The sequence below is a fragment of the Halorubrum aidingense JCM 13560 genome (genome assembly GCF_000336995.1).
In the GTDB taxonomy this organism is placed as follows: domain Archaea; phylum Halobacteriota; class Halobacteria; order Halobacteriales; family Haloferacaceae; genus Halorubrum; species Halorubrum aidingense.
This window is the reverse complement of the sequence record NZ_AOJI01000029.1, coordinates 46870-62682: the sequence shown is the minus strand read 5'-3', so window position 1 is coordinate 62682 and position 15813 is coordinate 46870. Positions and strand designations below refer to the sequence as shown.

General features: G+C 69.2%; 10 protein-coding genes and 1 pseudogene. 6 read left to right on the top strand and 5 right to left on the bottom strand.

Features of this window, described 5'->3' with window-relative positions:
• Positions 1-29: 29 nt before the first annotated feature.
• The 5 genes from uvrB (at position 30) to C461_RS12355 (ending at position 7423) form a co-directional block, all read left to right on the top strand.
• Positions 30-2084: an excinuclease ABC subunit UvrB gene (gene uvrB, locus C461_RS12375; protein WP_008001725.1), complete on the top strand. Its 2055-nt coding sequence runs from the start codon at positions 30-32 to the stop codon at positions 2082-2084.
• A gap of 162 nt (positions 2085-2246) precedes the next feature.
• Positions 2247-2783 carry a hypothetical protein gene (locus tag C461_RS12370; RefSeq protein ID WP_008001723.1) on the top strand — a complete coding sequence of 179 codons (537 nt, stop codon included), beginning with the start codon at positions 2247-2249 and terminating at the stop codon, positions 2781-2783.
• Between the two features lie 96 nt (positions 2784-2879).
• The gene (locus C461_RS12365; protein ID WP_008001721.1) at positions 2880-3473 is read left to right on the top strand and encodes a hypothetical protein; all 594 of its coding nucleotides are present in this window, start codon (positions 2880-2882) and stop codon (positions 3471-3473) included.
• Positions 3474-3799: 326 nt separating this feature from the next.
• Positions 3800-6385 (top strand): ribonucleoside-diphosphate reductase subunit alpha, encoded by a 2586-nt coding sequence (locus C461_RS12360; protein ID WP_008001720.1) that lies wholly within the window; start codon positions 3800-3802, stop codon positions 6383-6385.
• A gap of 45 nt (positions 6386-6430) precedes the next feature.
• A complete protein-coding gene (locus C461_RS12355) occupies positions 6431-7423 on the top strand; it encodes a ribonucleotide-diphosphate reductase subunit beta (RefSeq protein ID WP_008001717.1) in 993 nt (330 codons plus the stop codon).
• 43 nt (positions 7424-7466) lie between these two features.
• Here C461_RS12355 and C461_RS12345 read toward each other — a convergent pair.
• Positions 7467-8941: pseudogene (locus tag C461_RS12345) on the bottom strand (SPFH domain-containing protein).
• Positions 8942-9146: 205 nt separating this feature from the next.
• Between C461_RS12345 and C461_RS12340 the strand changes: the two are divergent.
• The gene (locus C461_RS12340; protein WP_008001711.1) at positions 9147-10451 is read left to right on the top strand and encodes an O-acetylhomoserine aminocarboxypropyltransferase/cysteine synthase family protein; all 1305 of its coding nucleotides are present in this window, start codon (positions 9147-9149) and stop codon (positions 10449-10451) included.
• Between the two features lie 26 nt (positions 10452-10477).
• Here C461_RS12340 and C461_RS12335 read toward each other — a convergent pair whose 3' ends face one another.
• The 4 genes from C461_RS12335 to C461_RS12320 form a co-directional block, all read right to left on the bottom strand.
• Positions 10478-11308, bottom strand: coding sequence for an ABC transporter permease (locus tag C461_RS12335; RefSeq protein ID WP_008001710.1), 831 nt, complete (start codon positions 11306-11308; stop codon positions 10478-10480).
• The gene (locus tag C461_RS12330; protein WP_008001708.1) at positions 11305-12315 is read right to left on the bottom strand and encodes an ABC transporter ATP-binding protein; all 1011 of its coding nucleotides are present in this window, start codon (positions 12313-12315) and stop codon (positions 11305-11307) included. Before C461_RS12330 ends, C461_RS12335 begins: the two co-directional genes overlap by 4 nt.
• A 72-nt stretch (positions 12316-12387) precedes the next feature.
• Positions 12388-14559 carry an NAD-dependent DNA ligase LigA gene (ligA, locus tag C461_RS12325; RefSeq protein ID WP_008001706.1) on the bottom strand — a complete coding sequence of 724 codons (2172 nt, stop codon included), beginning with the start codon at positions 14557-14559 and terminating at the stop codon, positions 12388-12390.
• Positions 14560-14616: 57 nt separating this feature from the next.
• Entirely contained in the window at positions 14617-15801 is a 1185-nt protein-coding gene (locus C461_RS12320; protein WP_049906659.1) for a metal-dependent hydrolase family protein, read from the bottom strand.
• Between the last annotated feature and the right edge of the window lie 12 nt (positions 15802-15813).

The following is a 15813-nucleotide window of genomic DNA, read 5'->3' as shown; positions in this document are numbered from 1 at the left end:
AAGTGTCTTCGCCGCCAACGACGCGTATCGTGAGCGACGCCGACTCCCCCCTCTCGGAGGACCGCCCGACCGTCGACCGCCCCCTCCGCGTCGACGCCCCGTTCGAGCCCGCGGGCGACCAGCCCGCGGCGATCGAGGAGCTCGTCGAGGGGTTCGAGTCGGGCGCGGACACGCAGACGCTGCTCGGCGTGACGGGGTCCGGGAAGACGAACACCGTCTCGTGGGTCGCCGAGGAGCTGAACCGACCGACCCTCGTGTTGGCGCACAACAAGACGCTCGCGGCCCAGCTGTACGAGGAGTTCCGCGAGCTGTTCCCGGACAACGCCGTCGAGTACTTCGTCTCCTACTACGACTACTACCAGCCGGAGGCGTACGTCGAGCAGACGGACACGTTCATCGACAAGGAGATGTCCATCAACGAGGAGATCGACCGCCTGCGCCACTCTGCGACGCGCTCGCTGCTCACCCGCGACGACGTGATCGTCGTCGCCTCGGTCTCGGCCATCTACGGGCTCGGCGACCCGCAGAACTACCGCGACATGGCGCTCCGCCTGGAGGTCGGCGAGGAGGTGGGTCGCGAGGAGCTGCTCACCCGGCTCGTCGACCTGAACTACGAGCGCAACGACGTGGACTTCACCCAGGGGACCTTCCGCGTGCGGGGCGACACCGTCGAGATCTACCCGATGTACGGGCGATACGCGGTGCGCGTCGAGCTGTGGGGCGAGGAGATCGACCGCATGCTCAAGGTCGATCCGATGAAAGGCGAGGTCGTGAGCGACGAGCCGGCCGTCATGCTCCACCCCGCGGAGCACTACTCGATCCCGGACGACAAACTGGAGCAGGCGATCGGGGAGATCGAGGCCCTGATGGAGAAACGCGTCAGCTACTTCGAGCGGCAGGGCGATCTGGTCGCCGCCCAGCGCATCGAAGAGCGCACCACCTTCGACGTCGAGATGCTCCGCGAGGCGGGGTACTGCTCCGGGATCGAGAACTACTCGGTGCACATGGACGACCGCGAGTCCGGCGACGCGCCGTACACCCTGATGGACTACTTCCCGGACGACTTTCTCACCGTCATCGACGAGTCCCACCAGACGATTCCGCAGATCAAAGGCCAGTACGCGGGCGACAAGTCGCGGAAGGACTCGCTCGTCGAGAACGGGTTCCGGCTCCCGACCGCCTACGACAACCGCCCGCTCACCTTCGAGGAGTTCGAAGAGAAGTCGGACCGGACGCTCTACGTCTCGGCCACGCCCGGCGACTACGAGCGGGAGACCTCGGAGCGGATCGCCGAGCAGATCGTCCGGCCGACGCACCTCGTCGACCCCAAAGTCGAGGTGACCGAGGCGACCGGGCAGGTCGAGGACCTCCTCGAACGCGTCGACGAGCGGGTCGAGCGCGACGAGCGCGTCCTCGTCACCACCCTCACGAAGCGGATGGCCGAGGACCTCACGGAGTACTTCGAGGAGGCCGGGATCGACGTCGCGTACATGCACGACGAGACGGACACCCTCGAACGTCACGAGATCATCCGCGACCTCAGACTCGGCAACATCGACGTGCTCGTCGGCATCAACCTCCTCCGGGAGGGGCTCGACATCCCGGAGGTGAGCCTCGTCGCCATCCTCGACGCCGACCAGGAGGGCTTCCTGCGCTCCACCACCACCCTCGTCCAGACGATGGGGCGGGCCGCCCGCAACGTCAACGGCGAGGTCGTGCTCTACGCCGACCGGATGACCGACTCGATGGAGGCGGCGATCGAGGAGACCCAACGTCGCCGGGAGATCCAACTGGAGTACAACGCCGAGCACGGCTACGAGGCGACCACCATCGACAAGCCGGTCGGGGAGACGAACCTCCCGGGCTCGAAGACGGACACCTCGTCGGTCAGCGTCGGCGACGTCGAGAGCGAGGACGAGGCGAAAGCGCAGATCGAGGCCCTCGAAGACCGGATGGACGAGGCCGCGAGCAACTTGGAGTTCGAGCTGGCTGCGGACATCCGCGACCGCATCGCCGAACTCCGCCGCGCCTTCGAACTCGACGGCGGCGACGACGGCGTGCCGGCGCCGATGATCGACGAGTAGCCGGGCGCCCCCGCGTCGGGCAGTAGCTGGGCGCCCCCGCGTCGGGCAGTAGCCGGGCGCCCCGCGTCGCACACTCCCGACGTCCACTCACGGCGTTCCCGATTCTCAGACCGCGAGACTGCGACGCCGGGGTTTTTATCTACGAGCGTCGGAGCCGGTCACATGCATCGCCGCGCGGTCGTGGTCGGCGCCCTCTCCGTCGCCACCGCCGGCTGCGTCGACCGGCTTCACGACGTGGCCGCGTCGACGCCGCGGGACCTCCGCGTCCGGAGCCGGTACGTCGACGGGAACCCGCTCGTCGACGGTCAGAGCGTTCACGACCGCCCCGAAGAGCTACTCACGCATGCGGCCTCGTTCAGTTCGGGGGCCGACGCGCGAGCCGCTGTTCGGCCCGACGCCGCCGCGACCCGGGCGTTCGTCGACGAGACGGCGTTCGTCGACGACGGGGGCGGCGCCGTTCTCGTCGTCGCCCAGCGGCTCGCGGCGCCCGCGGTCGAACTCCGACTCGGGTCGATCAGTCGGACGGGCGACCGGTCCCTCCGGGTCGCCGTCGAGGAGGCGGGGGTCCGCGGGGACCCCGACGTCGCGGACGACGAACTCGTCGCGAAGACGCTCCTGTTACGGCTCACCGACGACCGCGGCCCGCCGGCGCGCGTCGTCGTCTCGGTCGACGGCGACCGCGCCGGCGTGACGATCTAGGGGCGGGCGCGTCCGACCGGGTCCGATCGCGTCCAACTCCGCCCGACCCCGTCCCGGTCCCGCGATCGTTTAGTGGCCCGGCGGTCTGTCGCCGATATGGCACCCTCTCGTCGACGCCTTCTCGGAGTCGCGCTGCTCGCGGTCGCCGCGGCTATCTTCTCGCTCGCCAGCACCGTCACGCCCGGGTTCGTTCCCGGCGTGGAGACGGCTTCGGACCTCCCCCCGTTCATCACCCCGTCTCCGTTTTCGACGTTCGCCGCGCCCGCGCTGCTCGCGATCGGATCGGTGCTGCTGGTCGCCGGCGCGGCCGGGCTCGCGGCCGTCGACCTCTCCGCGCGTCTCGCCCTCTTGGCGCCCGTGATCGGCGTTCTCGTCGCGCTCGGGTTCGCTCTCGGGTTTGCTCGTGACCCGGTGGCGTCCCTCCACGCAGTCGTCGAGTCCGGGACGCTCGCAACGGTGCGCTCCGGGACGCCCGCCGCGGCCGGTGCGGCCTTCGGTAGTGCGGTAGCGCCGGTCGTCCGCGCCGCGACCACGGAGGACACGGTCGCGCTGCTCGTCGGCGCGGCCCTGTTGCTCGCGGCGGTCGCGGCGGTGCCCGGATCCGTGTTCGCACTCGTCTCTGGGGGCGTCGCCGGCGCGCTCGCTGTGGGCGCGCTCTGGGTGGTCGATCCGGTGACGTGGCGGCCGTAGCTCGTCGTCGCTTCTCCTCGGTCGCTCCCCTCGACTGCTTGTCCCGACTCACGCCGTATACAAATTCGCTTGTACTACTGAAATTCGGTTGGTAATATTTATGCCAGTGGGGCCGGAGATGTGTGACACGGTTCGAGGGGTTTCCGCCGCGGACGGCGGTCGATAGCCGTGCTCTCACGGCCGTCTGCTCGACGCCACACAGTGGCAACGCTGCCCGGTGGCGACGTGCTCGCTGTGCCGCCGTTCGCCAGTGGCAACGCTCGCGCAGTGACGACGCCGGCGGGCGTTCCGCGGTGGACTCGACTCGACTCGAACCGAGCACACACATGAGCACGACCACACACGACACCGCGATTCGCGATCTGCTCGACCGGGCTCGGGCGGGCTACGAGGACGTACTGGACGAGGCCGAACGAGATCGGATCACCGCCGAAGTCGAACGGGCGCTGTACGACGGTGCCGACCGAGACGAGATCGCCGAGGCGACGATCGACGCGCTCACGGCGCGGATCGAGCGCGACCCCGCGTACGATTCCGCGGCGGCCCGAGTCGCCCGCGGGGACTACGTCCGGCGGGTGACCGGTGAGCGGCCGCCCGACGGCGGCGAGGCGCTCGCGGAGGCGTACCGCGAGTCCTTCCGGGCGGCCATCGACCGCGGACTCGACGCCGGGCTCCTCGACGAGCGGATGGGCGAGTACGACCTCGACCGGCTCGCCGAGGCGATCGTTCCGGAGAGAGACGAGCTGTTCGATTACACCGCACTCGACACGCTCGAGCAACGGTACTACCTTCGAGAAGCCGACTCGGAGCCGTTCGAACTGCCGCAGGTCTTCTGGATGCGGGTCGCGATGGGCGTCGCGCTCCGCGAGGACCGATCCGAGCGCGAGGCCCGCGCCGAGGAGTTCTACGAGGTGCTCTCCACGCTGCGGTTCGTCCACTCGACGCCGACGCTGTTCCACGCCGGGACGACGCACCCGCAGCTTTCCTCGTGTTACCTCACCACCGTTCCGGACGACTTGGAGGGGATCTTCGACGCGTACAAAGAGCACGCGAAGCTGTCGAAGTGGTCCGGCGGGCTCGGGAACGACTGGACCCCGCTCCGGGCGGACGGCGCCCTCGTCTCCTCAACCGGCGTCGAATCGACGGGGACGGTCCCCTTCCTGAAGATCGCCAACGACGTGACCGGCGCGATCAACCGCTCCGGGAAACGACGGGGCGCGGCGGCCGCCTACCTCGAAGCGTGGCATCTCGACTTCCCCGCGTTCATCGACCTCCGCCGGAACACCGGGGACGAACGCCGACGCACGCACGACATGAACACCGCCGCGTGGGTGCCGGACCTCCTGATGAAGCGGGTCGAGAACGACGAGGAGTGGACGCTGTTCTCGCCGGACGAGGTGCCCGATCTCCACGGAGCCTACGGCGAGGAGTTCGAGACCCTGTACGAGGAGTACGAGGAAGCCGCAGCGAACGGCGAGCTCCGGCAGTACGAGACCGTCGACGCGAGCGATCTCTGGCGGGAGACGCTCACGCGGCTGTTCGAGACCGGACACCCGTGGATAACGTTCAAGGACCCGTGTAACGTCCGATCGCCGCAGGACCACGTCGGCGTCGTCAACTCCTCGAACCTGTGTACGGAGATCACACTCAACACGAGCGAGGACGAGACCGCGGTCTGTAACCTCGGATCGATCAACCTCGCGCGCCACATGACGTTCCGCGGCGACGCCGAGTCGCACCCGGCGCCCGACGACGTCGCGGTCGCGGCGCGGAGCGGGACGGAGGACGGGCGCCTCGACTCTCCCGTCAACCGCGGCGCCGACGGCGAGGCGGCCGAACTCGACGCCGAGCTGTTCGCCGACACCGCCGAGACGGCGATGCGGATGCTCGACAACGTCGTCGATCTCAACTTTTACCCGACCGAGAAGGCCGAACGCTCCAACATGCGCCATCGCCCGATCGGGCTCGGGATGATGGGCTTCCACGAGGCGCTCCAGCTCGCCCGCGTCCCGATGAACTCCGAGCGCGCCCTCGGATTCGCCGGGAAGGCCGGCGAGCTACTGGGGTATCACGCGCTCGACAACTCCGCGAAGCTCGCCGCCGAACGCGGCGCCTACGAGACGTTCGAGGGGTCGAAGTGGGACCGAGATCTCCTCCCGCAGGACACCCTCGACCTGTTGGCGGACGAACGCGGCCGGGAGGTTCCGGTCGACCGCGAAGAGACGCTCGACTGGGACGCCGTCCGCGACCGGATCGCCGACCACGGGATGCGGAACTCCAACACCACCGCGGTCGCGCCGACGGCGACGATATCGACCATCGCCGGCACCTCCGCGTCCATCGAGCCGCAGTACTCGAACCTCTACGTCAGATCGAACATGTCTGGCGACTTCACCGTCGTCAACGAGCGGCTCGTCGCGGACCTCAAGGCTGAGGGGCAGTGGGGGTCCGAGGCGCTCGATCGGTTGAAGTACCGCGACGGCGCCGTCGGCGATCTCGACCTGCCCGGAAGCTTGTCGGACCTCTACCGCGGCGCCTTCGAGATCGACCCGCGCCACCAGCTCCGACTCACCGCTCGTCGCGGCGCGTGGATCGACCAGAGCCAGTCTCACAACGTCTTTTTCCCGTCCACCGACGGCTCGCTCCTCTCGGACGTGTACGAGACCGCGTGGGAGCTCGGGTTGAAAACGACGTACTATCTCCGTACGCTCGGCGCGTCGAGCATCGAGCAGTCGACGCTCGACATGAGCCAGTACGACGACACGCAGTCGCGCGGCGGCACTCGGAACGCCGCGGACGACGCGGATCTCGACGACGGATCCGGGTCGGTCCCCGCCGAGTCCGGGTCGGCCGACGAGGTCGGAGGCGACCTGCCGACGGTCGAGGACCCGACGTGCGACGCCTGTCAGTAACGCTCCCCCAACGACCGTCCAACAGCCGAACTCACGACACCACCAATGCCGATACTCAACACCGACAGCCACCACGACCCGAACAAGATCCTGCCGATCGACTACGACTGGGCCCGCGAGTACTACCGGAACGGCGTCAACAACAACTGGGTCCCGGAGGAGGTCCCGATGGCGGACGACGTCCACCAGTGGGAGAACGACGAACTCACCGAGGCCGAGCGCCAGCTCGTCGAGTGGAACCTCGGGTTCTTTTCGACGGCCGAATCGCTCACGGCGAACAACCTCGTGTTGGCCGTCTACGACTACGTCACGGCCCCCGAGTGCCGACAGTATCTCCTTCGGCAGGCGTACGAGGAGGCGATCCACACGGACACGTTCATCTACTGCTGTGACTCGCTGGGATTCGACCCCGAGTATTTATACGGGATGTACGACCGGATCCCGGCGATCCAGGCGAAAGACGAGTTCGTCGTCGACCTGACCCGCGCCATCGACCGCCCGGACTTCACGATCGAGACCGAGGACGACGTCCGCGCGCTTCTCCGCGACCTCGTCGGCTTCTACGTGATCATGGAGGGCGTGTTCTTCTATGCCGGCTTCGCGATGATGCTCGCGTTGAAGCGGCGCGGAAAGATGGTCGGCGTCGGCGAGCAGTTCGAGTACATCATGCGCGACGAGTCGCTTCATCTGAACTTCGGTATCGACCTGATCAACACGCTCAGGGAAGAGCACCCGGGCGCGTGGACCGACGACTTCGAGGCCGAAATCGCCGAACTGATCGCCGAGGCGGTGCGACTGGAGTCGACCTACGCCGAGGAGGCCTGCCCCCCGGGACTGCTCGGGATGTCCGCCGAGGGGTTCATCGAGTACGTCGAGTACATCGCGGACCGCAGACTCACCCAACTCGGAATGGACGAGCAGTTCGGCACGGAGAACCCGTTCCTGTGGATGTCCGAGGCGGTCGATCTCAACCGCGAGGCGAACTTCTTCGAGCGGCAGGTCACCGAGTACCAGTCCGGCGGATCGCTTGACTGGTAGGCTCTCGAAGGCGACCATCTCGAAGCCGACGAATACGGCGGTTTCAGGACCCTGGACTCTCGCTTTCCGACTCCAGCTCGATGTCCCGATCGGCCTCTCGAGTCGCTGCCTCCTGCCGGGACAGGTCGACGTCGCGGGCGGTGTCGGCGTCCCGCGTCTCGTCGGTCCGGAGGTCGCTGTCGGCGACCGTGTCGAGCTGTTCGAGGGCGCTCTCGATGTCTTCGAGCCCCAGCAGCTTCTCGGTCTCCTCGTCGAACTCCCTGCTCTCTAACCCGTCCATCTGCTGGACGTCGGAGCCGGAGAGCGCCTTGCCGTAGCGGCCGACGAGGCTGGTGAGCTCCTGCGGGAGGACGAACNGGAGCCGGAGAGCGCCTTGCCGTAGCGGCCGACGAGGCTGGTGAGCTCCTGCGGGAGGACGAACGTGGTGGACTCGCCTTTGCCGATCTCTTCTAAGGTCTCCATGCCGCGTTCGATGATGGCGCGTTCGCCCATCGATTCGGCGGAGCGCGCGCGGAGGACGGTGGAAATCGCGTCACCCTGCGCTTCGAGGATCTGGCTCTGCTTTTCACCCTGTGCGCGGATGATGTTCGACTGTTTGTCACCCTCGGCCTGCTCGACCGCGGAGCGGCGTTCCCCCTGCGCTTCGAGGATCATCGCGCGGCGGCGGCGCTCNATGTTCGACTGTTTGTCACCCTCGGCCTGCTCGACCGCGGAGCGGCGTTCCCCCTGCGCTTCGAGGATCATCGCGCGGCGGCGGCGCTCGGCGCCGGTCTGTTGCTCCATCGCGCGCTGGACCTCTTGGGAGGGACTCACTTCGCGGACCTCGACGGCCTCGACGCGGATCCCCCACTCGTCGGTCGGCTCGTCCAACTCCTCGTTGATCCGGTCGTTGATCAGTTCGCGCCGGGAGAGCGTGTCGTCGAGTTCCATGTCGCCGAGAACGGCCCGAAGCGTCGTCTGTGCGAGGTTCGAGACGGCGTTCTTGTAGTCGTCGACTTCGAGGAAGGCCTTCTTCGCGTCCATCACCTTGATGTAGACGACGGCGTCGGCGGTCACCGGCGAGTTGTCNTTCTTGTAGTCGTCGACTTCGAGGAAGGCCTTCTTCGCGTCCATCACCTTGATGTAGACGACGGCGTCGGCGGTCACCGGCGAGTTGTCCCGCGTGATCGCCGACTGGCGGGGGACGTCGAGGGTCTGAGTCCGCATGTCGAACGCGTAGGTGCGGGAGACGAACGGGGGGATGAGGTGGACGCCGGGCTGGAGGAGCTTCCGGTACTCGCCGAACACGGTTAGCGCCTTTTTCTCGTAGGCGTCGACGATTTCGACCGCGCTGATGACCGTGACCGCCGCGACCAGGATCGCCAGCGCCGCGACGCCGAACACGAGACTCTGACTGAGGAGGGCGAACCCGACGAGGAGGGCGACGCCGAGCGCCGTGTACTGCCACACTGCATCGGGTATCGCCTCGACGGCGTCTCCCATCTCGAAGGGCTCGTTGCGCGGACCTTGGGTTCCCATGACCGATCTTACGGGGCAACGCTGTTAACGGTTGTCACGAGAACCGCAGAGAACGGAGATTTCGGCGGCTGGACACCGAACGAGCGTCCGATTCGGGCTCCGAGAGACTCCGCCGGCCCCCTCGGGCCCGCGTCGGGGTCCGAGATAGCGGCATCGCCCGCGGTCGACGGGCCGTTTTAAACGTCCGGCGTGCGCATCTCCGATAATGCCATCCGACGAAGACGACACGGCTCACGAGTTCCGTACGCGAAGCGTTCACGCCGGCAGCGACCCGGACCCGGCGACCGGCGCCCGGGCGACACCGATCTACCAGACGACCTCTTACGAGTTCGAGGACGCCGAGCACGCGGCCCGGCTCTTCGCGTTAGAGGAGGCTGGAAACGTCTACTCGCGGATCATGAACCCGACGAACGCCGCGCTCGAAGAGCGGATCGCCTCCCTCGAAAACGGCGTCGGCGCCGTGGCCACGTCCTCGGGGATGGCGGCGTTCGATCTGGCGAACTTCATGCTCGCTTCCGCGGGCGACAACGTCGTCTCCTCGTCGGCGCTGTACGGGGGGACTTACACCTACCTCACCCACTCAGTCGAGCGCCGCGGGGTGACGACCCGGTTCGTCGACCCGCTCGACTACGAGGGGTACGCCGACGCCATCGACGAAGACACCGCCTACGTCCACATCGAGACGATCGGGAACCCCGCCTTGGTCACGCCCGACATCGAGCGGATCGCCGACATCGCCCACGACCACGGCGTGCCGCTGCTCGTCGACAACACGTTCGCGACCCCGTACCTCTGCCGACCGCTCGATCACGGCGCGGACCTCGTCTGGGAGTCGACGACGAAGTGGCTCACCGGAAACGGCACCACCGTCGGCGGCATCCTCGTCGACGGCGGCTCGTTCCCCTGGGGCGAGTACCCCGAGAAGTTCCCGGAGATCGCCCAGGACAACCCGGCGTACCACGGGATCAACTACGTCGAGGCGTTCGGTGACGCCGCGTTCACGTTCGCGGCGGTCACCCGAGGGCTTCGCGACCTGGGCGACCAGCAGTCGCCGTTCGACGCGTGGAACACGCTCCAGCAGACCGAGTCGCTCCCGCTCCGGATGGAGCGGCACTGTGAGAACGCCGGGATCGTCGCGGAGTACCTCGAGGGACACGACGACGTGGCGTGGGTGAACTACCCCGGACTGGAGAGCCACGAGACCCACGACGAGGCGAGCGAGTACCTGGAGGGCGGCTACGGCGGCATGATCACCTTCGGGCTGGAGGGCGGCTTCGAGGCCGCGAAAGCGACCGTCGAGAACGCGGATCTCGCCTCGCTGCTCGCGAACGTCGGCGACGCGAAGACGCTCGTCATCCACCCGGCCTCGACCACTCACCAGCAGTTGACCGAAGAAGAGCAGGAGGCCGCGGGCGTCACCGGCGACATGGTACGGCTCTCGGTCGGTATCGAGGACCCCGCCGACATCGTCGCCGACCTCGAGGCGGCGATCGAAGCGTCGAGCGCGTAGACCGGCTTCCGGCCGGCCGTCTTCGCTTATAAGTCGTCGCCGTCGAACTTCCAGAGCCCGGCCAGCGGCGGGGCGATCGTCCAGAACACGAGCATCGACACCGCGGAGATCTGCTGGTTGAGTCCCTCGCCGCTGAACAGCTGTTCGCCGAGGAACGCGTTGGACAGCAGTTCGACGCCGGTCGTCGGGTTCGAGACCTGCAGGAACACGCCGACCTGCTGTTGGGAGACCGGCAGCGGATCGACGAGTCCGCTCGCGGCGTCGAGGAACTGCCCGGTGACCGCGCCCCACAGCAGCACGAACAGGACGTAGATCGACACCCCGCCGATGAGCGCCTGCCGCTGGGTCGTCGCGGCGGCCGAGCAGCCGACCGCGATGGCGACGAAGACGACGCCCAGGACCGCGGCGAAGACGGTGTACCCGAGGTAGGCGCCCGCGTTGAACGTCGAGAGCTGCCCGAGCTGCGAGAGCGCGATCAACACGACTGCCGGCAGGAGGAAGCCGGTGAACACCGCGAGCGACAGCGCTGCGCCTCGTCCCACGACCTTCCCGAAGACGACGTCCGCGCGGGAGTGCGGGAGCGACAGGAGTAGCTTCAGCGAGCCGGACTCGCGCTCGCCGCTCACGGCGTTGTACCCGACGACGACGCCTACGAGCGGGACGAGCGTCGTCACGAGGAACGGCCCGACGGCGAAGCTCAACAGGAACTCCGTCGCGAACTCTCCGCTCGGGCCGCCCGGCCTGAGAACGGCGGCGAACACGGCGACGAGCAGCGAGAACAGCGCCACGAGGATCAACATCCCGCGCGAGCGCACCGTGTCTTGGAAGTCCTTCTCCGCGATGGCGACGAGGCTCATCGGGCCACCTCCTCGGCGTCGGTGGCGGCATCGGTGTCGTCGGTGTCGTCAGCGTCGGTGTCGTCGGCGTCGCTGCTCCCCCCGCTTCCGTCGACACCCGGCGCGTCGCCCTCGGTGTACGCCAAGAAGAGGTCCTCCAGCGACGCCTCCCGCGTGTGGAAGTCCCGCACGACGACTCCGGCGTCCTCCAGCGCGGCGATCACCCGCGTCTTCGCGTCGTCCGCACAGCTCACGACGAGCGTGTTGCCGTCGCGGTCGACTCGGGTCACTCCATCGAGGTCGCGGACCGCGTCCGTCGCGGCGGCGTCCGCGTCGCCCACCGCGATCTCCAGCGTCTCCTCGCTGCCGACGGCCTCGCGGAGCCCCTCGACGGAGTCCTCCGCGACGAGTTCGCCGTCGCGGAGGATACCGACGCGGTCGCAGACGGCGTCGACCTGTTCGAGGATGTGGGATGAGAAGAAGACGGTCGCGCCGCGGTCGGCCTCGCTCTGGACGATCTCGCGCATCTCCTTCGCGCCGGCGGGGTCGAGCCCCGAGGACGGCTCGTCGAGGATGAGCAGGTCGGGCTCGCCCACCAGCGCCATCGCGAGCGCGAGTCGCTGGCGCATCCCCTTGGAGTAGCCGCCGGCCTTGCGGTCGGCGTCCCCGAGGAGTCCCACGCGCTCCAACAGGGCGTCGGGGTCGTCGTCCGTCTCTTTCGATCGAACCGCGAACTCGACGTGTTTTCGCCCGGAGAGCCGGTCGTACACCGAGAACCCGTCCGGGAGCACGCCGGTTCGCCGGCGGATCGCGACGCCGTCGGCGGTGGCGTCCTGGCCGAGCACGCGCACCGTCCCTTCGGTCGGTCGGACCAAGTCGAGCACCATGTCGATCGTCGTCGACTTGCCGGCCCCGTTCGGGCCGAGGAAGCCGTACACTTCCCCGTCCTCGACGGTCAGATCGAGGTCCCGGACGGCCGTGACGTCGGCGAACTCCTTCGTCACGCCCCGCAGTTCGATGGCGGTCATACGCACCCGTTCTTGCGTCGTCGGATAAAGGGTTGCGGGTCGTGTCGACCCGACGACGGGAGCTGCGACCCGTTACTCGCCCTCGGCTCCCGGCGGCCACTCGATCCCGCGTTCGGCCAGGAACTCGGCGAAGGCGTCCTCGTCGAGCACGGGCACCCCCTCGCTATCGGCGTCGCTTCGCTTCGACCGCCCGGGGCTCTCGCCCGCGACGAGGTAGTCGGTGTTGCCCGAGACGCTCGACGTCGCGTTCGCGCCGTGCGCCTCGACGTGCGCCTGCGCCGCGCCCCGCGTCACCGACAGCGACCCGGTGAAGACGAAGGTGAGCCCGTCGAGGGGCAGCGGCGCGTCGCCGTCGCTCCCGGTGTCGACGGCCTCGGGCTCGACCCCGCGCTCGCGAAGCCCCTCGATCGCGGCGCGGTTCTCCGGGGTGTCGAAGAAGTCGCGGATCGACGACGCGACTTCGGGGCCCACGTCGTCGACCGCGCGGAGGGCGTCCGCGTCGGCGTCCATGACGGCGTCCAGCTCGCCGAAGTGCGTCGCGAGCGCGCGCGCCGTGGTTGCGCCCACGTCCGGGATCCCGAGTCCGGCGAGGAACGCGTCGAGCGGCGGGTCTCGGGTCGCGTCCAGCTCGGCGACGAGGTTCTCGGCGCTCGTCTCGCCCCAGCCGTCCAGCGCCGCCAACTCCTCGACGGTCAGATCGTACAGGTCCGGCAGCGACTCGACGAGCCCCGCCTCTCGAAGCTGCTCGACGCGCTCGGGGCCGAGCCCCTCGACGTCGAGCGCGTCGCGGCGCGCCCAGTGTTCGATCGCCCGGTCTAACTGGGCCGGGCAGCCGAGCCCGCCGGTACAGAACGCGAGCGGCCCGTCGCGTTCGACCGGGGCGCCACAGACCGGGCACGCCTCGGGGAACGCGTAGGTCCCCTCAGAGCGCTTCTCGACCACCTCGGGGACGTAGGGGATCACGTCGCCGGCGCGGTAGATCCGCACTCGATCGCCGACGTTCACGCCGAGCGCCTCGATCTCGGCCGGGTTGTGCAGCGTCGCCCGCGAGACGCTGACGCCGCCGACGTCGACGGGCGACAGCTCCGCGACGGGAGTGAGCCGCCCGGTGCGGCCCACCTGCACGGTGATCCCGTCGACGGTCGTCGTCGCGGTGCGGGGCGGGAACTTGTAGGCGAACGCCCAGCGCGGCGCCCGCGCGGTCGACCCGAGCGCCTCCCGCTTCGCGCGGTCGTCGACCGCGATCACCACGCCGTCGATCTCGTAGTTCAGGTCGTCGCGGTCGGCCATGAGGCGGTCGCGGTACTCGAGCGCGTCCTCGATGTCGCCGACGCGCTCGACCCGGTCGGCGCGGCGGAGCCCGAACGCGTCGAACGCGTCGAACTCCTCCCAGTGGGTCTCGGGACGCTCCGGGGGGTCGGCCTCCTCGTCGCCGGTTTCCCACGCCATTACGTCGAAAAAGAACACGTCGAGGGGGCGCGTCGCGACGACCGCCGGATCGAGTTGTCGGAGGGTTCCGGCCGCGGCGTTACGGGGGTTCGCGAAGGGCTCCTCGCCGCGCTCGATCAGCTCCTCGTTGTACGCCGAGAAGGCGTTGCGGGGCATGTACACCTCGCCGCGGACCGCCAGCCGGGCAGGGGGGTCGCCCCGGAGCCGCCCGGGGACCGAGCGGATCGTCCGGACCTGCTCGGTGACGTCGTCGCCCTCGATGCCGTCCCCGCGGGTCGCGGCCCGGGCGTACTCGCCGTCCTCGTAGACGACCTCGACGGAGAGTCCGTCGAACTTCGGCTCGCAGACGTACGCCGTCTCGTGGGGGTCGAACCCGGCCGCCTCGAGTCCGCCGCGGACGCGCTCGTCGAACGCCCGGACCGCGTCGGCGTCGGTCGCGTTGTCGATGGAGCGCATCGGCGCGACGTGCTCGACGGTCCCGAGCGCGTCGAGCGGCTCGCCGCCGACCCGCCGGGTGGGCGAGTTCTCGGTCGGGAGATCGAACGCTTCCTCGAGCTCCTGTAACCGGGTGAACAGCCGGTCGTACGTCTCGTCGGCGATCAGCGGGTCGGCCTCGACGTAGTACCGGTGGTCGTGCTCGCGGATCGCCGCCCGGAGCGCCGCCGCCTGGGCTTCGGCGGCGTCGCGGGAGAGCTCCGACGCCGGCTCGAACTCGGTCGGCGGCGCCTCGACGTACGGGTTCTCGTCCGGGTCCGCGTGTCGGCTCGGGGACCCGGCTGGGGGCGGGCTCGTCATCGGTCGATCGTTGCGACGGCTCGGGTTAAAAACGATTGTTCGGCGGCGACGCGGCCCTCAGACGACGCGTTCGCCGGCGGCGAACACCGCCTCGGGGTTCCGCCACGCCGAGACGTCCTCGGCGGGGTCCGCGTCGAGGACGACGAGGTCGGCGCGGTACCCCTCGGCGACGCGGCCGACGTCGTCGAGTCCGAGCAAGTCGGCGGCGTTGACGGTGGCGGCCTCGAGCGCGCCCGCGGGCGAGAGCCCGTAGTCGACCATGTACGCCAGCTCCTGTGGAATGTCCGCGAAGAAGTTGAACGGGGTGCCGGCGTCGGTGCCCATCGCGATCGTCACGCCGGCGTCGAGCGCGTGGTCCCACGCGTCGTCGAAGTGGTCGGCCGCGTCTTCGGCCTTCTCGACGGCCTCCTCGGGGATCCCCGCCTCGACGCCGTTGTCGACGATGCCGCGGAGCGCGCTCGCGGTCGGCACCCAGTAGGTGCCCTGCTCGGCCATCATCTCGGCGGCCTCCCGGTCCATGAACGTCCCGTGCTCGATGCTCGTGATCCCGGCTTCGACCGCGTTCTTGATCCCCTCGGTGCCGTGGGCGTGGGCCGCGGTCGGCGTGTTCGTCGGGGCCGCCGCGTCGGTGAACGCCGCCAGCTCCTCGGGGGTGAGCTCCGGCGCTCCGGTCACGGCTCCCTCCGTGAGGACGCCGCCGGTCGCCATGCACTTGAGCACGTCCGCGCCGTCGTGGAGCTGCTCGCGGGCCGCCTTCCGGACCTCGGCCGGACCGTCGGCCTCGCGGCCGAACCAGTTGCCGTGGCCGCCGGTCATGATCACGTTGCGGCCGCAGGCGACGACCCTCGGCCCGTCGATCTTCCCGTCGGCGACCGCGTCGCCGGCGTCGAGCGCGAGCGTCCCGCGCGCGCCGAGGTCCCGGACCGTCGTGACGCCGGCTTCGACGGCGTCCCGGAGGTTGCTCGCGGTCCGGTAGCTGGCGGTGTAGTCGCTGTCGGCGACCGCGGTGGCGACGTCCGGTCGCCCGTCCATCATCACGTGGACGTGCGCGTCGATCAGCCCCGGCGCGATCACCGCGCCGTCGACGTCGATCTCGGTCGCGTCGTCCGAACCGCGTCTGCGCTCGTCGAGCGCGTCCGCGACGCCGTCGCCGACCGCGACGATCTCGCCGTCGGCGATCGCCACGTCGGCCGCCCGCGTCCCGTCGACGTCCGCCACGCGCCCGCCTCGTAGTACGTACATACCGTATGAGAG